This window comes from Aquibaculum sediminis, from assembly GCF_040712085.1.
Taxonomy (GTDB): Bacteria; Pseudomonadota; Alphaproteobacteria; order Kiloniellales; family DSM-21159; genus Aquibaculum; species Aquibaculum sediminis.
In genome coordinates this window covers 319,571-341,047 of sequence record NZ_JBFCVK010000003.1, presented here as the reverse complement: position 1 = coordinate 341,047, position 21,477 = coordinate 319,571, and the positions used below count along the sequence as shown (strand labels likewise).

Annotated in this window: 24 protein-coding genes; 13 read left to right on the top strand and 11 right to left on the bottom strand. The window is 66.1% G+C overall.

The features are described from left to right. The first annotated feature begins 62 nt into the window (after positions 1-62). Complete coding sequence (dapB, locus tag ABZ720_RS06725; protein WP_366554739.1) at positions 63-869, top strand: 4-hydroxy-tetrahydrodipicolinate reductase; 807 nt, start codon at positions 63-65, stop codon at positions 867-869. Between the two features lie 38 nt (positions 870-907). Here dapB and ABZ720_RS06720 read toward each other — a convergent pair whose 3' ends face one another. Further along, entirely contained in the window at positions 908-1,654 is a 747-nt protein-coding gene (locus ABZ720_RS06720; protein ID WP_366554738.1) for a protein-L-isoaspartate O-methyltransferase family protein, read from the bottom strand. Between the two features lie 152 nt (positions 1,655-1,806). Here ABZ720_RS06720 and ABZ720_RS06715 point away from each other — a divergent pair, with 152 nt between their 5' ends. Beyond that, a complete protein-coding gene (locus ABZ720_RS06715; protein ID WP_366554737.1) occupies positions 1,807-2,061 on the top strand; it encodes a PepSY domain-containing protein in 255 nt (84 codons plus the stop codon). Positions 2,062-2,090: 29 nt separating this feature from the next. On the opposite strand, the gene ABZ720_RS06710 is transcribed toward ABZ720_RS06715, so the two are convergent. Then, a complete protein-coding gene (locus ABZ720_RS06710; RefSeq protein WP_366554736.1) occupies positions 2,091-2,933 on the bottom strand; it encodes an HTD2 family dehydratase in 843 nt (280 codons plus the stop codon). 95 nt (positions 2,934-3,028) lie between these two features. On the opposite strand from ABZ720_RS06710, the gene ABZ720_RS06705 reads away from it, so the two are divergent. Both ABZ720_RS06705 and ABZ720_RS06700 read left to right on the top strand, forming a co-directional pair. Next, on the top strand, positions 3,029-3,724 hold the full coding sequence (locus ABZ720_RS06705) for a class I SAM-dependent methyltransferase (protein ID WP_366554735.1): 696 nt from the start codon (positions 3,029-3,031) through the stop codon (positions 3,722-3,724). A 4-nt stretch (positions 3,725-3,728) separates the two neighbouring features. Continuing rightward, complete coding sequence (locus ABZ720_RS06700) at positions 3,729-4,061, top strand: hypothetical protein (RefSeq protein ID WP_366554734.1); 333 nt, start codon at positions 3,729-3,731, stop codon at positions 4,059-4,061. Here the strand turns inward: ABZ720_RS06700 and ABZ720_RS06695 are convergent. Genes ABZ720_RS06695 through ABZ720_RS06685 form a run of 3 tightly spaced genes read right to left on the bottom strand, consistent with a single transcriptional unit; the run spans position 4,042 to position 5,873 of the window. Then, positions 4,042-4,647 (bottom strand): HD domain-containing protein, encoded by a 606-nt coding sequence (locus ABZ720_RS06695; protein ID WP_366554733.1) that lies wholly within the window; start codon positions 4,645-4,647, stop codon positions 4,042-4,044. The two genes, ABZ720_RS06700 and ABZ720_RS06695, sit on opposite strands and share 20 nt — an antisense overlap. A gap of 50 nt (positions 4,648-4,697) precedes the next feature. Next, the gene (locus tag ABZ720_RS06690; protein WP_366554732.1) at positions 4,698-5,054 is read right to left on the bottom strand and encodes a HigA family addiction module antitoxin; all 357 of its coding nucleotides are present in this window, start codon (positions 5,052-5,054) and stop codon (positions 4,698-4,700) included. Between the two features lie 27 nt (positions 5,055-5,081). Next, positions 5,082-5,873 (bottom strand): hypothetical protein, encoded by a 792-nt coding sequence (locus tag ABZ720_RS06685; protein ID WP_366554731.1) that lies wholly within the window; start codon positions 5,871-5,873, stop codon positions 5,082-5,084. A gap of 380 nt (positions 5,874-6,253) precedes the next feature. Here ABZ720_RS06685 and ABZ720_RS06680 point away from each other — a divergent pair, with 380 nt between their 5' ends. The 4 genes from ABZ720_RS06680 to ABZ720_RS06665 all read left to right on the top strand — a co-directional run bounded on the left by ABZ720_RS06680 (position 6,254) and on the right by ABZ720_RS06665 (position 9,658). Continuing rightward, a complete protein-coding gene (locus ABZ720_RS06680; RefSeq protein ID WP_366554730.1) occupies positions 6,254-7,138 on the top strand; it encodes a DMT family transporter in 885 nt (294 codons plus the stop codon). Between the two features lie 111 nt (positions 7,139-7,249). Continuing rightward, positions 7,250-7,705 carry a carboxymuconolactone decarboxylase family protein gene (locus tag ABZ720_RS06675; protein WP_366554729.1) on the top strand — a complete coding sequence of 152 codons (456 nt, stop codon included), beginning with the start codon at positions 7,250-7,252 and terminating at the stop codon, positions 7,703-7,705. A gap of 1 nt (position 7,706) precedes the next feature. Then, positions 7,707-8,579 carry a sigma-70 family RNA polymerase sigma factor gene (locus ABZ720_RS06670; protein WP_366554728.1) on the top strand — a complete coding sequence of 291 codons (873 nt, stop codon included), beginning with the start codon at positions 7,707-7,709 and terminating at the stop codon, positions 8,577-8,579. 167 nt (positions 8,580-8,746) lie between these two features. After that, positions 8,747-9,658, top strand: a complete 912-nt coding sequence (locus ABZ720_RS06665) for a LysR substrate-binding domain-containing protein (protein WP_366554727.1) — start codon at positions 8,747-8,749, stop codon at positions 9,656-9,658. On the opposite strand, the gene ABZ720_RS06660 is transcribed toward ABZ720_RS06665, so the two are convergent. Beyond that, entirely contained in the window at positions 9,659-10,603 is a 945-nt protein-coding gene (locus ABZ720_RS06660) for a PDR/VanB family oxidoreductase (protein WP_366554726.1), read from the bottom strand. 250 nt (positions 10,604-10,853) lie between these two features. On the opposite strand from ABZ720_RS06660, the gene ABZ720_RS06655 reads away from it, so the two are divergent. Together ABZ720_RS06655 and ABZ720_RS06650 are read left to right on the top strand one after the other, a co-directional pair. Continuing rightward, entirely contained in the window at positions 10,854-12,038 is a 1,185-nt protein-coding gene (locus ABZ720_RS06655; protein ID WP_366554725.1) for an aromatic ring-hydroxylating oxygenase subunit alpha, read from the top strand. 75 nt (positions 12,039-12,113) lie between these two features. Then, complete coding sequence (locus tag ABZ720_RS06650; RefSeq protein ID WP_366554724.1) at positions 12,114-13,457, top strand: NAD(P)/FAD-dependent oxidoreductase; 1,344 nt, start codon at positions 12,114-12,116, stop codon at positions 13,455-13,457. A gap of 36 nt (positions 13,458-13,493) precedes the next feature. On the opposite strand, the gene glyA is transcribed toward ABZ720_RS06650, so the two are convergent. The 5 genes from glyA to ABZ720_RS06625 all read right to left on the bottom strand — a co-directional run bounded on the left by glyA (position 13,494) and on the right by ABZ720_RS06625 (position 18,403). Next, the gene (gene glyA / locus ABZ720_RS06645) at positions 13,494-14,822 is read right to left on the bottom strand and encodes a serine hydroxymethyltransferase (protein WP_366554723.1); all 1,329 of its coding nucleotides are present in this window, start codon (positions 14,820-14,822) and stop codon (positions 13,494-13,496) included. Between the two features lie 34 nt (positions 14,823-14,856). Continuing rightward, positions 14,857-15,921 carry a tartrate dehydrogenase gene (locus tag ABZ720_RS06640; protein ID WP_366554722.1) on the bottom strand — a complete coding sequence of 355 codons (1,065 nt, stop codon included), beginning with the start codon at positions 15,919-15,921 and terminating at the stop codon, positions 14,857-14,859. Between the two features lie 40 nt (positions 15,922-15,961). Beyond that, entirely contained in the window at positions 15,962-16,708 is a 747-nt protein-coding gene (locus ABZ720_RS06635; protein WP_366554721.1) for a haloacid dehalogenase type II, read from the bottom strand. Between the two features lie 35 nt (positions 16,709-16,743). Further along, a complete protein-coding gene (locus tag ABZ720_RS06630; RefSeq protein WP_366554720.1) occupies positions 16,744-17,424 on the bottom strand; it encodes a histidine phosphatase family protein in 681 nt (226 codons plus the stop codon). Positions 17,425-17,500: 76 nt separating this feature from the next. Further along, entirely contained in the window at positions 17,501-18,403 is a 903-nt protein-coding gene (locus tag ABZ720_RS06625; protein WP_366554719.1) for a cation diffusion facilitator family transporter, read from the bottom strand. A 269-nt stretch (positions 18,404-18,672) separates the two neighbouring features. Between ABZ720_RS06625 and ABZ720_RS06620 the strand changes: the two genes are divergently transcribed. From ABZ720_RS06620 to ABZ720_RS06610, 3 genes are read left to right on the top strand one after another with little or no spacing between them, the layout of a single operon-like run. Beyond that, a complete protein-coding gene (locus ABZ720_RS06620) occupies positions 18,673-19,479 on the top strand; it encodes an IclR family transcriptional regulator (protein WP_366554718.1) in 807 nt (268 codons plus the stop codon). Further along, positions 19,476-20,492, top strand: coding sequence for a thiamine pyrophosphate-dependent dehydrogenase E1 component subunit alpha (locus ABZ720_RS06615; protein ID WP_366554717.1), 1,017 nt, complete (start codon positions 19,476-19,478; stop codon positions 20,490-20,492). The genes ABZ720_RS06620 and ABZ720_RS06615 overlap by 4 nt, the downstream gene beginning before the upstream one ends. Next, a complete protein-coding gene (locus ABZ720_RS06610) occupies positions 20,492-21,475 on the top strand; it encodes an alpha-ketoacid dehydrogenase subunit beta (protein WP_366554716.1) in 984 nt (327 codons plus the stop codon). The genes ABZ720_RS06615 and ABZ720_RS06610 overlap by 1 nt, the downstream gene beginning before the upstream one ends. Positions 21,476-21,477: the final 2 nt, after the last annotated feature.

Here is a 21,477-nt window from a genome sequence, read left to right as displayed (position 1 = left end):
GCTATACCCGTGCCGGGATCGCACTCAAGCGATTAGCGGAACGACAGAAGGAAGCTATGCACATGACGAGACTCTGCATTGCGGGCGCCACAGGCTGGACCGGCCGGGCGATTGCCAGCGCCGCCCTGGCGGCCTCCGATTTTCAGGTGACCGGCGCCGTGGCGCGCAACGCGGCGGGCGAGGATCTGGGCACGGTGGTGGGCCGCAAGCCCGCCGACGTTCGGATCAGTGCCTCGGTGGAAGAGGCCCTGGATGCGGCGCCGGCCGACGTGCTGATCGACTACACCCACCCCTCGGTGGTGAAGGCCAATGCTCTCGCCGCGCTGGAGCGGGGCACGGCCGTGGTGATCGGCACCTCGGGCCTTACCGCCGACGACTACACCGAACTGGATGCCGCAGCACGCAAGGCCGGCAAGGGCGTGGTGGCCTCGGGCAACTTCGCCATCACGGCGGCCCTGCTCTCCCACTTCGCGATGATCGCCGCGCGCCACATCCCGCACTTCGAGGTGATCGACTACGCCAAGGCCGCCAAGCCCGATTCCCCCAGCGGCACCGCGCGCGAGCTGGCCGAGCGCCTGGGCGACGTGCGCAAGCCCCAGCTCGACTATCCGATCGAGGAGATCATCGGCCCGTCGGAGACCCGCGGCGGTTCAGTCAACGGCGTTCAGGTGCACGCCGTGCGCCTGCCCAGCTACACCGCCTCGGTGGATGCCCTCTTCACCGTTCCCGGCGCACGGCTGGTCTTGAAGCACGACGCCGGCACCGATGCCTCGGTCTATGCCGACGGCACCCTGCTGGCGGCCCGCAAGGTCTCCGGCGTCACCGGCCTGATCCGCGGCCTCGACCGACTGATCTTCGATCAGGCCTGAGTTGACTCGCTACGGGACGGCTTCCGGCAACAAGAGACCTATAGCCGGATGCCGCCCGGCAGCGGGGTGAAGCGCACTTCGAGAACCCGCCTGCTGTGCAGGCGACCCTCGGCGTCGCGCTCCACCACCGTCAGCCACTGTTGGCCGTCCGGCTGGCCCACCGGGGCCACCAAGCGCCCGCCCGGGGCCAGCTGCGCGGTCAGCATCGGCGGGATGTCGGGGATCGCCAGGCGCACGACGATGGCATCGAAGCGCCGCACGCGCTCCGGCCAGCCGTAGTAGCCGTCGCCTTCTCGCAGGTCGATGGCGTCGTAGCCCAACTCATCGAACATCTCCTGGGCATAGGCCGCGATCTCCGCCTCGTACTCCATCGCCCGCACCGACTGGTCCATCTCCGCCAGCAAGGCGGTGAGGTAGCCCGCACCCACGCCCACCACCAGGGCCTCTTGCGCCGGCTCCAGGGCCGCCAGATGCAGCATCAGGGCCACGATGTAGGGCTGGGAGACGGTGGCGCCCGGCAGCACCGGCAAGGGCGTGTCCATATAGGCCGCCGGCTGCAGGGCATCGGGCAGGAAGGCATGGCGCGGCACCCGACGCATCGCCTGCAGCACGTCGGTGTTCAGGCGCGGCTCGCCGGTTTCCGACGCAGCGATCCGGGCCTGGAACTGGAGCGCCGCCACCATGGCCTCGCGCTCCGCCTCCCGCTCAGGCGCCTGGGCGATCGAGGTGCTGCCGGCCAGGACCAGCAACAGGACGAGCAGGAAACGCGGCAGCAGGGACGCCATGAGCACACTCCGCTGGGACCGCTCCACTATGGCGCAAAGACGGCTATGTCGCAAAGATGGCCCGGCGCCCAGGCCCCAGGGCGCGCCGACTTGCAGATGCCAGCGTCCACCCCACGTAAAATGCCCGATTCAAACAGTAGGAAGACGACGTTTTGTACAAGCTTCCGATCGCCACCGCCACTTTCGCCCTGGCACTTGGTTTTGTGGCCCCGGCCCTGGCCGATCCGCCGCCGCCGACCGATGCCATGCCGCTGTCGCAGATACTCGAGACCCTGGAGCAGGAGTCCGGTTTCAGCCACTTCGAGGATATCGAGTGGGATGACGGCGTCTGGGAAATCGAGTATCGCACCGACGACAATCGTGAGGTGCGCGTCGACATCGACCCGGTGAGCGGCGAGGCCCGCTGAGCGGATAGGACTCCAGCCTTCGCCGCCGCTCAAGCGGCGAAGGTCACCCGCCCGCGCATGCAGAGCCCGCTATCAGGTCCCGTCACCCAGAGGTCAGCCCCCTCTTCATCAGGCTGACCGCCCACGGCGATGACCTCACCGCAGAAGACGGGGCGCAGCGCGCGAAAGCGGAAGGTCGTCAAATGCCGCTCCGGTGCTTTGCGCCGTGCCAGATCCACCATCAAGGTGGCCAGCAAGGGACCATGCACGATCAGGCCTGGATAGCCCTCGGTGCCGGTCACATAGGGTTGGTCGTAGTGGATGCGATGGCCGTTGAAGGTCAGTGCCGAATAGCGGAACAGCAGCACGGGATCCGGCTGCAGGCTGCGGTGCCAGGCCCCCTCGGGCGCCGGCTCGCCCGGACCGCTTGCCGCGGCCTGGACCTCTGCCGGGGCCTCGCGATAAACGATGTCGTGCTCTTCCTCCAGGGCCGGTCCCTCCGGGCCCTCCAGCACATGACGCAGCGTGACGAACACCAGTGGCCCGGAGCGGCCCTGCTTCTCCTCGATGGCGGCAATGGTGGAGTGGCGCCGCACCTCGCTGTCGAGCCGCAGCGGCGCCCGCCAGGTCAGGCGGCTGCCGGCCCACATCCGCCGCGGCAGGTCCACGGGGGGCAGGAAACCGCCCTTCTCGGCGTGGCCATCCTCACCCAGTCGCGACAGCGCGGCATAGTCCCAGAAGTAGGCCCAGTGCCAGAGTTCCGGCAGCGCCTGGCCCGGCGCGCAGGGCGGGTCGCGGCTTTCCAGCGTGACGCGCAGGGCCTCGGCGCGCGCCACCTCCAGGCGCTCCTTGCGCGTTTCACTCCGCCCGATCCAGTCCGTGATCTCCTGCACGCACGCCTCCGCCGCTTCAGTCCGGCGCCGGCGCGTTCGCCTTGCGCACGCGGGCCGGCAATGGAACCCTTGTGGTGATAGCCGGAGTGTAACCCATGGCAGCGCTGCGCCAACGCAAACATCTCGAGGTGCTGACCTCGCTGCTGGACCCCGGCGGCAAGAGCGCCCTGGACATCGGCTGCGGCGACGGCAGCCTCCTGCGCGCGCTCTTGCGCCGCGGGCTGCGCGAGGGCATCGGCCTCGAAGCGGCATTGCCCCAGCTCGAGCGCGCCCTGGCGGGCGAGCCGCACGAGGGCTTGCGTTTCATGGCCGGACGCGGCGAGGCCCTGGCCTTCCCGGCCGCGCGCTTCGATCTGCTGCTCTACTTCAACGCCCTGCATCACCTGCACCTCGATGCCATGGCGCAGGCCCTTCTGGAGGCGCGCCGTGTGCTGCGGCCGGACGGCCTGCTCTACGTGGCCGAGCCGCTGGCCGAAGGGGCGCATTTCACCCTGGCACAGCCGATCGACGACGAAACCGAGGTACGGCGCGTCGCCTACGCGCGGCTGCGCGGCGCTGTGGGAGAAAGCTTCGACGAACTTTGCGAGCTACGCTACGACGCGCCGGTGCGCTACGGCGGCTTCGCTGACTTCCGCGAGAAGATGGAGGCCGTCGACCCCAGCCGGCAGCGGCTGTTTCAGGAGCGGGAGGAGAGCATGCGCGCAGCCTTCGAGGCTTTGGGCGAACGCGACGACAAGGGCTATCGCTTCAGCCAGCCCATGCGCGTCAACCTGCTGCGACCGTGTGCGTGACGCTATGAGCCTGCACTACGCCTCCCCCCTGCATCACCCGGACGACCCGGGCGGCTTGATCGGCGAAGCCTTCGCCATGGGCGCGGACTTCCCCGGCCCGGCCGAAGACCTCTTCCTCGCCTGGAGTCTGCGACTGCCGGTCGGCGGCGACAGCGCGGCAGCGGCCGCACGCCTGCTGCAGCGCTACGCTTCCACTGACGGCGAAACTCCCGCCGATGCTTGCGGCCGCCTGGCCGAACTGCTGCGCCAGGCTGCCCAAAGCGGGCCGCTGCCAACCGGCCGCCGGCGTGGCCGACGCGCGCGACACAGGGCAAATCTCACGCAGGGCTCTGATTGAGGGCCTCGAAACGGGCCAGATAGGCCGCTTTCGCCTCGCCGGGCGGCAGGGGCTGCAAGGGAAACTGGGTGCGATCGAGACTGAGACCGCGCGGGCGCTTGAAGAGGCGCCGGGCCTCCTGTTCGCCGAACCCGGCGAGCTGCGTCGCTTCCAGATAGGCGGCGGCGTGATCGCAGCGCTTGATCAGGCGCACGACCGTCGCCGGCAAGCTGGCCGGCAGGGAAAAGCGCAGCAGGATCGCCGAGAAAAGCCGTTGCTCCAGCGCCTTGTAATCCAGTCCGACAGCCGCCTTGAAGGGCGAGATCAAATCGCCCACCACATACTCCGGCGCGTCGTGCAGCAGCGCTGCCAGGCGCCACGGCAGCGGCAGTCCCGGCGACAAGCGAACCGCCAATTCCTCCACCAGCAGGCAGTGCTGCGCCACGGAGAAGGCCCAGTCGCCCTCGGTCTGCCCGTTCCAGCGCGCCACCCGCGACAGCCCATGGGCGATGTCCTCGATCTCCACGTCGAGCGGCGAGGGATCGAGCAGGTCGAGGCGACGCCCCGAAAGCATGCGTTGCCAGGCACGCGGCGCGGCTTCGGCCACAGGCAGGTCCTTTCATAAGCTGGTTGGTTGCCGGCAGGCGCCTCTGCCGCTCAAGCCGCCGTGCGCGGCGAAACCTCTTCTTCGATCCTTTTGCGCAGGTCGCGCTCTGCGACATCCAGTTCATAGCGCGCCTGCAGAGTCAGCCAAAACTCCGGTGTGGTGCCGAAGTAGCGCGCGAGACGCAAGGCCGTGTCGGTCGTAATCGCCCGGCGTCCGCGCACGATATCGCTGGCGCGCGAGCGGGGTACCCTGATTGCATTGGCCAGTTCGTAGGCCGTCACCTTAATCGGGACCAGGAAGTCATCGCGCAGGATCTCGCCGGGATGAACCGGCGGCAACCGATGCCCCGTCGCAACGTCGGAGACATCCACGACGCCCTTGTCCACATCCTCACGCTTGATGCTCATTGCCTTTATCATTCTAGCCACCACGCTTTACTGTGGAAATTCTGCTTGACCGATATATGTTACCGTAACCTCACTCCGTGCATCTATTTGAAATTCTTCGAATAGCGCCCGTTCGTCATCAGCATACACACCAACAACCAGTTTATAACCGTCGTTTGGCAGCAATTTTATTTCATTCTTGCTATTGGTTCCTGGCACAACAAACCCGCCACCATCATATGTTTTGGATATATGTTTAATTGTTTGTGCTGTTGATTCATATATGTAATATGGGATGTTGTTGGTTATTCCAGAACCCAATTCAAAATATGATATCATACCAGGAGAAATATCCACAGACGTCTCTCCTGACTCTGTTTTTAGATAGTGGTTCGGCAAACTATCCGGCATCGAAATGTAATTAATAATTACTTTAACATTTTTCACGGATTTTGTGTTGCTTATATTTTCTATTCCGATGAGATATTTCACAAATCTGATAGTTTTATCGCTTTCCTCCGAACAGTATACCATACACTCCTTTTTGTTCATGCTTACTTTATTCGGCAGATTTACTTCATTGGGAAAACTAATGCGCAAAGGCCCGCGCCAAGATCTCCACCAGGGACGAACGAGCGGCCGTATGTCAATCCAGACAATCCATAACAATGCCGCTGCGAGCAACAACCACATAACGGTTTCGCGTTGGGGAAGGATGTTGCCCCATTCGTACCCATAAGCGATTGGCCAATCTCTAATGTTTGGCCAAAACCACAGTATTCCCAACACGCTCATCATTATTGACAACGAGCGCCAGCTTGCCTTTAATACCTTAAACAAACCACTTATCCTCATAATTTACTTTTTACTTTGTTATTGGTGACCGTTAATCATTTTACTGTTTTGTCCATAAACCACCAAACATTTGGTTACTCTTCGGTCTTTTATGAGCAATATTGACAAAAATTAGAACCGACAAACCGCCTTATTTTACATGTGTCTTCGTTTTTCCATATCGTTCGCCTCAAGAGTGACCAAGCACTCGTCGCTGCCATGACCCTCATCGGGTTTACATAATGAGATTCCGGGGCTCAATAAGGTCGCTGTAAATTAGGCTCTACCTACCATAACAGGTTTGTCCCAGCCCCACAGCAGCCCCCTCGCCACCAACCCGCCCATCTGTTAGAGGCAAAGGGAAACCATTATAGGTGAAGCGTGGCATGAGTCAGCAATCGCAGTTCGGGCCGAAGGACATCTCGCGCGGGATCCTCACGATCTGCGCCGGCGTGGCCTTCCTGGTACTGAACGACGCGATCGCGAAGCTGCTCACCGAGCGCTACGACCCGGTCCAGATCATCTTCCTGCGCAATCTGATCGGCATACCAATGATTGTGGCCGTGGCCGTGGCGCTGCGTGGGCGGCGGGTGCTGCGCACCCGGCACCTGGGCCTGCACGCCTTGCGCGGCACTCTCATGATGGCGGGGGCCTATCTCTACTTCACCAGTCTCAGCTTCCTGCCCCTGGCCGAAGCGACGGCACTGATCTTCGCGGCGCCGATCTTCATCACCGCGCTGTCGGTTCCGCTGCTCGGCGAGGCGGTGGGCTGGCGGCGCTGGGGGGCGGTGCTGCTCGGCTTCATCGGCGTGCTCATCATCGTCCAGCCCGGCGGCGAGGCCTTCCAGGCCGCCTCGCTCCTGCCGGTGGCCGCTGCCTTTCTCTATGCCATCTTCATGATGAGCGCGCGCTGGCTCGGGCCCGGCGAGAGCATGTGGACCATGATGCTCTACGTCGTGCTCTTCCCGATGATCTACTCGGCGCCCTTCGCGCTCCAGGCCTGGGAGCTGGTGCACACGCCGGATCTCTGGTTCTTCCTGGCGATCGCGGTTTGCGGCAATCTGGGGATCACCCTGATCGGCCAGGCCTTCCGCAGCGCGCCGGCGGCGGTGGTGGCGCCCTTCGACTACACGGCCCTGATCTGGGCCACCGGACTCGGCTGGCTGATCTGGGGCGACATTCCGCAGTCCTGGACCATCGTCGGCGCGCTGGTGATCATGGCCAGCGGCATCATCATCGTGCTGCGCGAGGCGGCGCAGGATAAGCGATAGGTCACCAAAGCCGCTTCGATCAGCCGGCCATGGTGAAAAGCATGTCACAATGGACCGGTGCATCTCGTCATGGGATCAGTGATTGGAAATCCCGAGATGAAGGAGCGATGCATGTCCCCACGAATCGATGCCTTTGCGGTGGCCCCCGAGCTTATTCAGGCCATGATCGACATGGAGGTGCGGCTGCGAGAAGCCGGCCTCGAGTCCAGCCTCAGGCACCTCGTCAAGACACGCGCATCCCAGATCAATGGCTGTGCCTATTGCATCCACATGCACACGCGCGAGGCCCGCTCGGAAGGCGAGAGCGAGGAAAGGCTCTATCTGCTCAATGCCTGGCGTGAGTCACCGCTCTACAGTGAGCGGGAACGGGCCGCTTTGGCCTGGACCGAAGCGCTCACGCGGATCGAGAAGACAGGTGCGCCCGATGCGGACTACGAGGCGTTGCTAGAGCGTTTCTCGAAGGAGGAGGCCGTGGCCCTCACGCTGGTCATCACCACCATCAACGCGTGGAATCGCATTGCCATCGGCTTCCGATCGGTTCATCCGGCGGGAACGGGCGCGGCTTGAGGTGACCACAGAAGCCTTTGTTAGGGAGCGGTCCAGCCTGTTCGGGCTGGCCTACAGAATGCTGGGCTCGGTGGCTGAGGCAGAGGACATACTGCAGGAGGCCTTCCTGCGCTGGCAGGGAGCGAATCACGCAGAGGTGAACAACGTCCGCGCCTTCCTGAGGAAGATCGTGACACGTCTTTGCCTCGATCACCTGAAGTCGGCGCGGGCACGGCGCGAACACTATGTCGGCGCCTGGTTGCCGGAGCCGCTGATCGACGAGAGTCCAGCGCCGGATGACCTGGCGCAGGACTTGTCATTTGCGCTGCTGCTGGCGCTGGAACGCCTCTCCCCGCTCGAGCGCGCCGTCTTCCTCTTGCACGATGTCTTCGAAACGGATTTCGCGGAGATCGCCTCCCTGCTTGGGCGCAGAGAAGCCGCCTGTCGCCAGCTCGCTGCGCGGGCACGGGCCAATATCCGCCGGCAAAGACCGCGCTTTTCCGTTCCAGCTGAGCAAGCAAGGGCCTTCGCGACGGCCTTCGACAGGGCCTCGCGAGAGGGTGACCTGGCCGTGCTCCACTCTCTTCTGGCGCAGGACGTCGTGCTCTACACCGATGGTGGCGGCCGGCGTGCCGCGGCACTCAACCCCATCTTCGGCCGCGACAAGGTCTGCCGCTTTTACCTGGGGCTGGTCCGCAAGGGCCTGACGGCGCCCCCGCTGACCCGCCGCTTCGGCTGGGTCAACGGGCAGCCCGGGTTGGTGACACTGGAACGTGACGGCCTACCGCAAGCCATCGGCCTTGAGATCGACGACAGCGCAATTCGGGCCCTCTACGTCATTCGCAATCCAGAAAAATTGCGGCATATAGCCGTGGGCGAAACCACCGACGGCTGAGGTGCCCGGCCACGACCCTGCCGCGGCGCGACCCTGCGCTCTGGCGGAAGGAGCGAAGCCTGCGTACAAGGGACTCGAGAGGCGTTCGCAGTCCCGGAGCCGCGATATTGGGCAGTTCGTGGCGGCAGCAGGTCCATGCGCCTCGGCAACGCTGGGGAAGCACTGGCATGTCCCGCAGGATCTACAATCTCCCGCCCCTGACCACGCTCAGTGTCTTCGAGGCGGCGGCGCGCCATCTCAGCTTCAAGAACGCCGCGGCCGAGCTCAACGTCACCCCCGCAGCGGTCAGTCACCAGATCAAGGCCTTGGAGGACCATCTCGGCGCGCCCTTGTTTCTGCGCCGCCACCGCGGCGTTGAGCTGACCGAAGAGGGCAGCCGGCTCTTCGCCACCCTGGCGGAGAGCTTCGTGCGTCTCTCCCACACCCTGCGGGAGATCCGCCAGCGCGGCGAGGGCGCGCGGGTGACGATGGGCACCACCTCCGCCGTCGCCAGCCTCTGGACGACCAAAATCCTGGCCGACTTCTGGCGCCAACACCCGGAGGTGACCGTCGATCAGCTGGTCTCGGACACGAGTTTCGGCAACACGGGCGAACTCGACATGTTCATCCGCTACGGCCCCGACGCCAATCCGCTCTGGGACCAGCATCCGCTCTACCAGGACACCCTGGTGCCGCTGGCAAGCCCGGAGGTGGCGCAAGGCCTGCAGTCGCCCAGCCTAGAGGAGCTCGCCGCCCAGCGCCTGATCTACCTCGAGTCCCACGACCAGAGCTGGACCCGCTGGAGCGATTGGTTCGAGGCGCTGAACTGCCGGCTGCCGCAGCAGCGCGCGCTGCGAGTCAACAACTACATGATCGGGCTCTATGCGGCGATGGACGGCCTCGGTCTGGTGCTCGGTTGGCGGCGACTGGTGGACCCCATGATTCGCCGAGGGGAGCTGGTGGTGATCAGCAATTACAGCGTACCGGCACCCCAGTGGTTCTACCTCGTCACCCGACCGGACGAAGGCCTTTCCGACGCCGGACGCACACTCCGGGACTGGATCATCGCCACGCTGGGGGACGACGCCAGCGAGGGGTGATCACAGGTCCAGCACCAGGCGCGGCGAGCGCGCCCGGGAAACGCAGGCACACATGAAGGCGTTTGCCGCCTGATCATCGGGAGAGAGCACGCCGTCACGGTGCTCCACCTCGCCCTCCAGCACATCGACGATGCAGGTGCCGCAGAGCCCTTCGCAGCAGGCGGACTCGACTTCCAGGCCACCTCGGCGCAAGGCGTCCAGCAGGCTTTCATCGCGCCCCACCTGCAGGACACCGCCGCTGCGCGCCAGTTCGACCTCGAACGCCACCGTGTCGTCGGCGGCAAAGTCGGCCGCTGCCGCAAAACGCTCGAAATGGATGGCGCCGCCACGCAGGACGCGCCCGGCATCGAAGACTGCCTGCAGCAGGCCCTCCGGGCCGCAGACATAGACGTCGCTGCCCGCCGGCAGGCGCTGCAGCAGTGCGGTAAGATCGATGCGCCCCTGTTCCGCACTGCAATGCAGGTGATAGCGCTCATCCAAACCCAGCCCGCAGAAGGCGGGATCGAAAGCGGCCTCCTCCCGCCGGCGCGCCAGGTAGTGGACCTGGAAGTCGGCCCGGGCCATCTGCAATGACCGCGCCATGGGAAGGATCGGCGTGGCGCCGATGCCCGCGGCCAGCAGCGTGATGTGCCGATCCATCTCGCCCAGGCTGAAATGATTTCGAGGCTCCCCGATCTCGACCAGGGCTCCCGGCGCAAGCGCATGCACCGCGCGTGAGCCGCCACGGCCCTCGGCTTCCCGCTTGACCGCAACGTTGAACCAGCGCCCGGCCGGATCCCAGTCCCAGACCGAGTATTGCCGCACCAGGCCCTCCGGCAGGGCGAGGTCGATATGGGCTCCCGCCGCCAGGCCGCTCAGCGGGCGCTCGCACATCTCGAAGCGAAGGTCCGTGATCTCGTCGGTGAGAGGCGTTTTCGCGAGCAATCGGGCCGGGTCTGTCGGCATGGCCACCTCCCTTCGGCCTTGTACGACCGGCCCCCAGATCGGGCAGAATCCGCCAGGACTTCAAGCCGGAAAAATCTCACCCTGGGATCAGTACAGCTCACCTTGGCACGCGTGCAGCGCAACAGGCCATATCGGCTAACACGACCCTCAAGTGAATCCAGCTCAAGTCACCCATAATTTTTCTGCCGTTGAGTGGGAATACACAGGCGAGCAGGCTCATGGCACGAACTGGCGTCGAGGGAGAAGACCGATGGACGCACATACCCTCACCGAACATACCCTGACGACCGTCCCGCCCCGCGGTCTTGCCCCGGATCGCGGCCTGCCCAACGAGCACTACATCGACAGCGGGCTGTTCGCCGAAGAACGGTATGGCCTCTTCTTCACCCAGTGGGCAGGTCTCGCCTTCGGGAATGACGTTCCCCAGCCCGGCGACGCCCGGCCGGTCGATTTCCTCGGCGTGCCCTTGCTCCTCCTGCGCGATCGGGACGGCAGCATCCGGGTGTTCCAGAACACCTGCCGCCACCGCGGCATGCTGCTGGTGACCGAGCCAACCCGCATCCGCGGCGCCATTCGCTGTCCCTATCACAGCTGGTGCTACGGCATGGACGGCAGCCTGCGCACGACGCCGAACGTCGGCGGCCCCGGGCAGAACTGCCACCCGGCGCTCGACCCGAGCGAACTGGGCCTGATCCCGATCCGCAGCCACGTCTGGCGCGACATCGTCTTTGTCAATCTGGACGGCACAGCGCCCCCCTTCGAAGTAGCCCACGGGCCACTGCTGGAGCGCTGGCGCGCGTTCGAGCAACCGCTGTACTTTGGCGGCCCTGGTTCCGCCTTCGAATTGGAGGTGCAGTCCAACTGGAAGCTGGCGGTCGAGAACTACTGCGAAAGCTACCACCTGCCCTGGGTTCACCCCGAACTCAACAGCTACTCCCGGCTGGAGGACCACTACAACATCGAGGGCGACGGCGGCTTTGCCGGCCAGGGGTCACGGGTCTACCGCCAACTGTGCGGCGAGGACGGCGCCGTGCTTCCGGACTTCGCCGGGCTGGGCGAGACCTGGAACGAGGCGGCCGAGTACATCGCGCTCTACCCCAACGTCCTGCTGGGCGTACAGCGCGACCATGCCTTCGCCGTGCTGCTCGAACCGCGTTCCTGCGAGCGTACGCTCGAGCACATTGTGCTTTACTACGCCCAGGATCCCGCCAGTACCCCGGAGCTGGACGCACTGCGCGCTGAGAATGCGCGCCGCTGGAAACGCGTCTTCGAGGAGGACATTTTCGTGGTCGAGGGCATGCAGAAGGGCCGCCACGGGCTGTACTTCGACGGCGGGCGCTTCTCCCCGGTAATGGACGGGCCCACACAGCACTTCCATCACTGGGTCGCCCGGCAGTTTGCGGCGCCGCCGCGCACACTGCGGGCGTCCATCTGAACCCCGACACCAGTACATTCGAAACTTCGGGTCGAAAACCTCGCCCCGGTTAGAACGCGCGGAGCAGCATCAACCATGGCCTTCCCCGAACAGGCAGAGTTCGTCATCATCGGCGCCGGCATTCACGGCCTCTCCACCGCCTGGCGTCTGGCCGAAGCCCTGCGCGAAAGGGGAGAGACGGTCGAAGGCCGCATCGTCGTGCTGGACAAGGCCGGCATCGCCAGCGGCGCTTCAGGCATTGCCTGTGGCGTGGTGCGCAACAACTACTTCCAGCCGGCCATGCGCCGGCTCATGGCCCATTCGGTGAGCGTGTGGGAAAGCGACCCCGAGGCCTTCAGCTACCATCCCGTCGGCTACATGCAGATCTCCTGCGAGGCCATGCGCGCGGACGTGGGCGAGATCTTCGCCCAGCAACAGGCGATCGGCTACGAGAGCGTCTTCATCGAGGGCGCCGAAGACAGCACGCGCTACATGCGCGGCTTCTTCGACGACTGGCAGGCCCGGGGGGTCACCTCAGTGCTGCACGAAAAGCGCGGCGGCTACGCCAACAACACCAAGGCGATCTATGGCCTGGCCGCGAAGGCCGAGGCGCTGGGCGTGCGCATCATCACCGGCACCGAGGTGCTGGGCCTGGTGAGCGATCCCGGCTCGGCGGCGATCCGGGCGGTCGAGACCCAGCGCGGCACGCTGCACTGCGAGCAGCTGGTGATCGGCGCCGGCCCCTGGGTACGCGACTTCTGGCACATGCTGGAGCTGCCGCGCCGGATCACCCTGCGGTCAAAGCCGGGGGCCGCACCCCGGGAGGTCGATATGTGGCGCTACTGGCAGCTGGAAGAGGGCGTGCTGCAGGTCGAACCGGGCCTGCTGTTGACCAACGACGGTGCCGTGCCGCCGGTCATCCACGTGGACAGCGATGCACCGCTCCACTCGGATGTCGACGGTTCCCTGATCACCGAGGAGGCCTGGGGCATCTACTACAAGCCCGACTGGCACTTCGGCGGCGTCCAGGGCGGCGCGGCCCCCTACCCCATCGATGCGCCGGCCGAGAAGGTGGCGGTGGACCCTTACGGCCCGGAAAGCCCCGACTTCGTGTCAGGCCCGGACTTCGCCCACATGTGGGTCTCGGCGCTGGCGCACTGCCACAAGCGCTTCCATGGCACCCTGCCGAAGTACGCGCGCGAGCCTTCCGGCGGCATCGGCTGCTTCACCCCGGATTCCTTTCCGGTCTTCGACCGCTTCCGGGACAATGTTTGGCTGATTGCCGACAGCAACCACGGCTACAAGATGATCGGCGTCGGCCGGCTCGTGGCCGAGGAGATGCTGGGCGCGCCGCAGGAGCTGCTGGCGCCCTTCCGCTTCGCGCGCTTCGAGCAGGGCGAGCTGCACCCCACCTCGAACAGCCCCTTCCCCTGGAGCTGACCCGGCGCCGGCCTTGTTGTGGGCCGGGTCCCGGAATCAGCGCAGGAAGTGCAGCTCCCGGAAGCGCTGGCGCCAGGCGGTGACCTCCGGCGCTACCTGGGCCGGGTCGCCGGACGGGTCGAGCGCACGGGCGATGAAACCGGCCAGCCTCGGCATGTCGTCTGCGCCCATGCCCCAGCGCACGATCTCGGGCGTGCCGAACCGCAGCCCGTTCATGTCGCCCTCGACCGCCGGCAGCGGCAATCCGATGCCGCAGGTGAGCAGGTTGGCCTGGCGCAGGCGCTTGGCCGCCGCCTGTCCACCGCCCAAGGCCGCCGCCTCCAGCGCGAGCTGTTGCGAGCGGGTGAAACCCGCTTGCGTGCGAAACACCGGCAGGTCCGCGCTCGCCAGGGCCTCGGCCAGCGCCGCGGCGGTATCCACCATGGCGGCGGCATAGGCCTCGCCCTTGGCCTTCCAGTCCAGCAGCGTCATAGCCAGGGCCGCGGTCTTGCCCGCATCGAAGTTGGCGGTCAGTCCGGGAAAGGCGATTGCTTCCACCTTCTGCGCCAGGTCGGCCTCGTTGGTCACGATCAGTCCGCCCGGCGGCCCGCCCAGGCTCTTGTAGGTGCTCATGGTCATGGCATGAGCGCCCTCCTCCAGCGGCTGCTGCCAGGCGCGCCCGGCAATGAGCCCGGACATGTGCGCGGCATCGTAGAGCAGCCAGGCGCCGACCTCGTCCGCCAGCGCGCGGATCTCCCCCACAGGATGCGGCAGCAGATTGAGACTGCCGCCGATGGTGATCAACTTCGGCCGCAGTTCCTGCACCTGCCGGCGCAATGCCTCCAGGTCGACGCTGTAAGCTTCGGGATCGACGCGAGCCGTATGAATGTCCAGGCCGTAGAGGCCGGCAGCGCCGGCGCGGTGGTGGGTCACATGCCCGCCGATGGCCGCGTCGGGCACGATGATGGAATCGCCCGGCTGACAGGTGGCCATGAAGACGTAGAGGTTCGCCAGGGCGCCCGAACCCACGCGCAGCTCCACATAGCGCGCGCCGAAGACTTCGGCGGCCAGTTCGGCAGCCATCAACTCGATGCGCTCGATCGCCTCCAGGCCCATCTCGTACTTGTCGCCGGGATAGCCCAGGGAGGGGCGACTGCCGAGACCGGCGCCCAGCAGGGCCTCGGCCTTGGGGCTCATCACGTTGGTGGCGGGATTGAGATTGACGCAGTCCTGCTCATGGATGCGCCGGTTCTCATCAATCAGCCGCTCGAGCTCGCGGGCGTTGGCCTTCACATCGGCTGTCGCGGTGCGCCCGGCCCACTCCCGAGCCAGCGCCTCACAGGCCTCAGGCAACCAGGGTCGCGGCGCCAGTGCCGGTTGCGTCATGTTGTCCCTCCCCCTTCAATGGTCTTCTACAGACTCACTCGTTGTCCGCCTTGAGCGCGGCAATGACCGCTTGCGTGACGTCGCGGGTGGTGGCCTTGCCGCCCAGGTCGGGGGTGAAGGGACCACCGGCGGCGGTGACCCGCTCAATGGCGCGCATCAGCCGGGCGGCTGCATCTGCCTCCCCCAGGTGCTCGAGCATGAGCGCGCCGGTCCAGAAGCTGCCCAGCGGATTGGCGATGCCCTTGCCCATGATGTCGAAGGCCGAGCCGTGAATCGGTTCGAACATGGAGGGGAAGCGCCGCTCCGGGTCGAGATTGGCGGTGGGGCCGATGCCAAGGCTGCCGGAGAGCGCCGAGGCCAGATCGCTGAGGATGTCGGCATGCAGGTTGGTGGCCACCACCACGTCGATGCTCTCGGGCTTGAGCACGAAGGTGGTGGTCATGGCGTCCACCAGTTCGAAGCGCAGCGCGACCTCCGGGAAATCCCGCGCCACCTCGCGGGCGATCTCGTCCCAGAGCACCATGCCATGGCGCTGTGCGTTGGACTTGGTCACGACGGTCAGTTGCTTGCGCCGGGTCATGGCCAGCTCGAAGGCATAGCGCATGATCCGCTCCACCCCGCGGCGGGTGAAGATGGAGACCTCGGTGGCCACCTCCTCCGGCAGGCCGCGGTGGCTGCGCCCGCCCTGGCCGGCGTACTCGCCTTCGCTGTTCTCCCGCACGATGACGCAGTCGAGAGCGCCCCGGCGCAAGGGCCCCTCGATGCCGGGCAGCAGGCGGGCGGGGCGGACGTTGGCGTACTGGTCGAAGGACTGGCAGATGTTGAGGCGCAGGCCCCAGAGCGTCACATGGTCGGGGATATCCGTGTCGCCCACGGCACCGAAATAGATGGCATCAAAGGGGCGCAGCGTCTCCAGCCCGTCTTCGGGCATCATCCGCCCCGTGGCGCGGTAGAGGTCGGAACCCCAATCGAAGGTTTCGCTTTCGAAGGTGAAACCACCGTTGCGTTCCGCCACGGCCTGCAAAACCTCGATCCCCGCCGGAATGACTTCCTGGCCAATCCCGTCGCCAGGGATCACGGCGATACGATAGTGCGTCATGCCTGTTCCTTCTTCCCGCCCGCCGAAAATCTGCTCGCTCTCAGTGCGCGTCTGCCTTGCCGTCACCGCAAAGCCTGTCCGCCAATTCCTCGGTGGAGGCCACGACGAAATCCCACGCGCCTTCGGCAGCAAGGTCCGTGGTCTGGTTCGGCCCGTGCTCCGTCGGTCGCGGGACAAAGGCAGTTTGCATGCCAAGCGCTTGTGCCTGGGCAAGATCATCATTGTGGGCGGCGACCATCATGACCTCTTGCGGCGGCAGCCGCAGCAGCGCCAGGGCCGTTAAATACACCTCAGGGTCTGGCTTGTAGTGGCGCGCCAGTTCCGCGCCCAGGATGCAGTCCCACGGCAGCCCGGCGTGGCGTTTCAGATTGGCCATCAGCGCCACGTTGCCGTTCGACAGCGGCGCCAGCAGGAAGCGCTCATGCAATCGGGACAGGCCGCCGGGCACATCGGGCCAGGGGTCCAGGCGATGCCAGCCACGCACCAGCCCCTCGATCTCCGCCTCCTCGAGACGCTGCCCGAGGCCGAAGGTCGGCAGCAGGGCAAGCAGAGACTCCCGGTGCAGGTCATCCAGCACGGTCCAGGCGCGCCGGCCGCTGCGCACCTCGTCCATGGAGGGGGCATAGCGGCCGCGCCAGGCGTCGGCCAGCCCGGGCCAATCGACCTGATCCAGCCCACGAGCCTTCCCGAAGTCGCTGAGTTGCCGGATCAGACTGCCGCGCCAATCCACCAGGGTGCCGAACACGTCGAACAGCAGCGCCTTCGACTTCGTGTTTCCCTGCTTCACAGCCTCGCCCCCTTCTTCCTGCTCTGCGGCGAAGCCTAACGCCATCCTTCGGGTACTGCAGCAACGCTCTGCAAGCGCTCTGCACAGGCGGCTCGCGCGCGCAGGCGTTCCAGTCCCCAGGAGCCGGCCTCGTGCCGGAAGAGCAGCGGCACGGCATTGGCGCGGTCGGCCTCCGACAGGGGAAGGCGCAGCAGCGCCGCGGTCGCGCGCAGCACCCCGCCATGGGCAACGATCAACACCGTCTCCTGCGCAAGGTGGCGCTGCAAGGCCTCGGCACAGCGTGCAACGAAAGCCGCGATCGGCTCCGCCCCTTCCGGGTCGCCACTCCACAGCAGGCCCCGCCCACTGGTGCCCTCGATGGGCCCGAAGCTCCGTTCGCGCAGACCGCGATCATAGGTGCCGACCCGCTGATCCAGGGCCGTCGCAACGATCCGGGCTGTCTCCGCAGCGCGGGACAGATCGCTGGCGATGATGCGCTTCGGACGGACGACCGACGCGCCCAGTTCCCCAGCTGCAGCCCGGGCCTGGGCCCGACCCACCTCGTCGAGCGGCACGTTCTTGTGCCCCTGGATGATGCCCCGGTGATTGGCGCTGGTGCGCCCGTGGCGCAAAAAGAGAAAGCTCGTGGCGCGCGGGCGGAAGCTCTCCGCCAGGCGGGCGCCGGCTTCAACGACCCGATCGTTTGCAATGGCATCTGCATCCCGCAGCGCTGTCACACCAGTCTTCCTTTCATTCAGAGCGGCGGCGCCAAGGCATTGGCGCCTGGATATACACGCGATGCCGAGGGAGGACTCAGCTGGCCGCCTGACCGCTGTAGCCACGCAGGATCACCACCGGATCGACGCCGGGAATCTCTTCCGCCAGCTCGGCACCGATGCGCTCGGCCAGGTCCGATGCCTCTCCCAGCGGGCGATTGCGGTCCACGAAGAGCTCCATCTCCACATGGATCACGCTGCCGCCGCGGCGGGTTCGCACGCGTCCCAGCTGCTCGAACGCGTCGATGTTGCGCGCCAGCACCCGGTTGATGCCATGCTGCAGGGGTTCCGGCAACGAGCGGTCGAGCAGGTCCGGCAGGCTGTTGCGCAGCATGGCGATCCCTGCACCGGCCATGACGATGATCACGCAGAGCGTGCCGATCTGGTCGGCCCGGCGCGCCACCTCCGGATTCTCGGTCAGCATTGCCACGGTCACGGCCGCGGTGACCAGGCCCGAGGCCACGGTCTTGACCCAGCGCGCCTGATACTGCGCGCGCACGATGAGGGATTCGCCGTCCCGGTTGGCGCGGTAGAGACCAAAGAGCTGTATACCGTTGACCGCGAAGATCATGAAGGCCATGGCGATCGCGGAGGTGGCGAGGATACCGGTGGGCTGCGGCTTCACCGCCAGACCCGCAACCCGCCACAGCAACACACCCGCCGTCAGCAGCAGTAGGCCGGCGATGAGGATCGTGATGCTCTGCTCGAGCTTGCCGGCGCCGTATTCGTAATGCTCTAGTCGGCGACGATGAATGCGTCGCAGCGTCGTGTAGGAAACGAGACCAACGGCAATCAAAAGCGCGCCGCGCAAAGAATCTGCAATGATTGGCCAAGAAAGCGCGAGGATACCGACCGCAGCATAGGGGATAAGTGTGATAAAGTCCAAGGCAACGGCAAAACCAACGGCTTTTTCCCGACGCTGCTCGGCAGGTCCTAGCATGCGGTGCCCCCAAGTCACTTCGATACAATAGGAGTGGCTCGTCTCGTGATATTATTCTAATACGGAATGGTTGGCCAAGCCAGTCTGTTCTATACCGCGAGTTGGCGCAGTCGAGAGGGACGTGCGATTGCGGGTGGCCTGCCGGCAGGGTGCAACGCACGGGCGGGAAGGCCCTTGACGGGCAACTTGTTCCAATTACTAATGCGCCTCATTCCGCGTGACGGAACAACCGCACCGGCTTCGGCTCAAGGGGGAGCGCGCCTGACACCATGGTGACCCAGGCATCGGAAGAGACCTCGACGGTCAAGACCATCGATCGGGCAGCCTCGATACTGCGCTGTCTGGGCGAGGGCGCGCCGGCTGGGTGCCGACTGTCCGACGTTGCCACCTGCAGCGGTTTGGGCAAGGCCACGGTGCATCGCCTGCTCACCGCGCTGGTGGAAGTGGGCTTCGCGGACCGTTGCGACGAGAGCAAGCGCTATCGCCTGGGCTACGGCATCTATGCGCTCGGCGGCGCTGCACGACGCTTCCAGATCACCGAATTGGCCCGCCCGGCCCTGCTACGGCTGGCGGCCGAGACCGAAGACACGGTCTTCCTGTCCATCCGCGACGGCGACGAAGCACTCTGCATCGACCGCTGCACGGGCGCCTTTCCCATCCGTACCCTGACGCTCACGGTGGGCGACCGTCGCCCGCTGGGCGTCGGCGCCGGCAGCCTGGCGTTGCTGGCCTTTCAGCCGGATGCGGAAATCGAACGCGTGCTCACCAGCAACGAGGCAAGCCGCGCGGCCTATCCCGGTTTCGAGGCAGCGGCCCTGCGCGCCATGATCGAGCAGAGCCGCAAAAGCGGCCATGCGCTCAACGACGGGCGCATTGTCAGCGCCATGGCCGCGGTGGCCGTTCCGGTGTTTGGCCCCGAAGGTCGGGTCGAGGCCTCTCTGTCTATTGCCGCCATCCGTGAACGTATGAGCCCGACGCGCATCGTCGACCTCGTCCGGCGCCTGACACGGGAAGCCGAGAGCCTGGGCGACCTGCTGCAATCCCGCGAACTATCCGAAAGGAGCGACAAGGCATGACCCCTGCCCCCGCTGCGCCGCAACGGCACAGCAACCTGGACCGGCCGCATCTGCTGCGCCTCTATGAACTGATGCTGCGGATCAGGGCCTTCGAAGAGCTGGCTGTTGAGGCTCAGAAGGAAGGCTACGTCCTGGGCGCCATCCATCCCTCCATCGGCCAGGAGGCCGTGGCGGCCGGTGTCTGCGCCCAGTTGCGCCGCGACGACCTGATGCTCTCCACCCACCGCGGGCACGGGCATACGCTCGCCAAGGGCGCCGACGCGCTGGCCATGATGCGCGAGCTCTTCGGTCGCGAAGGCGGCACCTGCGGCGGCAAGGGCGGCTCCATGCACATCGCCGACTTCGAGGTCGGCATGCTGGGCGCCAATGGCGTGGTTTCCGCCAACATTCCCATCGCTGCCGGCGCCGCGCATGCCATCAAGCTGCGCGGGGGGGACCGCATAGTCGCCTGCCTGTTCGGTGACGGCGCCATCAACCGGGGCCCCTTCCTGGAGGGGCTGAACTGGGCCAAGGTCTTCGAGCTGCCGGTGCTCTTCGTCTGCGAAGACAACCGCTTTGCTGCGACCACCCGCACCAGCAGCATGACCGCAGGACCGGGCGCCGCCGCCCGCGCGGAAGCCCTGGACATTCCGGCGGAAACCCTGGACGGCAACGATCTGCTGGCAGTGGAGAGCGCCACCCGCGACGCCATCGCCGCCATCCGCGCCGGCGGCGGGCCGCGGCTGCTGCATTGCCGCACCTACCGCATGACCGGCCACACCGCCGTCGATCCGGCAGCCTATCGCCCCGCGGAAGAGGTGGCACAGTGGCGCGAGGCCGATCCCATCGCGCGCGTTGCCGCCCTGCTGCAGGACGGTGGCAGCGGTGACGGCGAACTGGATGCGATCGCTGCGAAAGTGCGCCAGGCCATGGAAGAAGTCTGCCAGAGCGCAAAGGACAGCCCTTGGCCTGCAGAGGCCAGGGCTTTCGAAGACGTACAGGATATAGGCGACCCGCGGGAGAGGGCATACTGATGGCCGCAATCACTTATCTCGAAGCCGGCAGGCGTGCCCTGGCCGAGGAAATGCGGCGCGACCCATCGGTCTGGGCCGTGGGCGAGGATCTGGGCCGCGGCGGCGTCTTCGGCCAGTACAAGAGCCTGGCCGACGAGTTCGGCGCCGCGCGCATTTCCGACGCCCCGATCTCCGAGGCCTGCATCATGGGCGCTTCTGTCGGCGCCGCAATGAGCGGCACCCGGCCGGTGGTGGAGATGCGTTTTTCCGACTTTGCGCTTTGTGCCGTGGATGAACTGGTCAACCAGGCGGCCAAGGCCCGCTACATGTTCGGCGGCCAGACCAAGGTGCCGCTGGTGGTGCGTCAGCCCATGGGCATGTGGCGCTCTTCCGCCGCCCAGCACTCGCAGTCGCTGGAAGCCTGGTATGTGCACATCCCCGGACTGGTGGTGGTGGCCCCGGGGACGCCGGCAGACAATCTCGGTCTGCTGAAGTCCGCCATCCGCTGCGACGACCCCGTGGTCTATCTCGAGCACAAGAATCTCTGGACGCTGGAAGGCGAGGTCCCCGAGGACGAGCATCTGACGCCGCTGGGCGTGGCCGAGACTGTGCGCGAGGGCCGCGACGTCACGCTGGTCACCTGGTCGGCGCAGCGCTGGTCCTGCCTGGAGGCGGCCGAGACGCTGTCTGCCGAGGGCATCGAGGCCGAGGTGATCGACCTGCGCACGCTCTGGCCCTGGGATCGCGACCGGGTTCTGGCCTCGGTCGAGAAGACCGGCCGCCTGCTCGTGGTTCAGGAGGCGGTTTCCGTCGCCGGATTCGGCGCGGAGATTGCGGCGAGCGTGGCCGAGGCGCTACACAAGCGTCTGGCGGCACCCGTAAAGCGTTTGGGCGCACCGCGCGTGCCGGTGTCCTATGCGCCGCCGCTGGAGGCCCGGGTCCGGGTCACGGCGGAGGCGATCGTTGCGGCGGCCAGGGAGCAGATTGCCCCGGCGGCCGCGTGAAC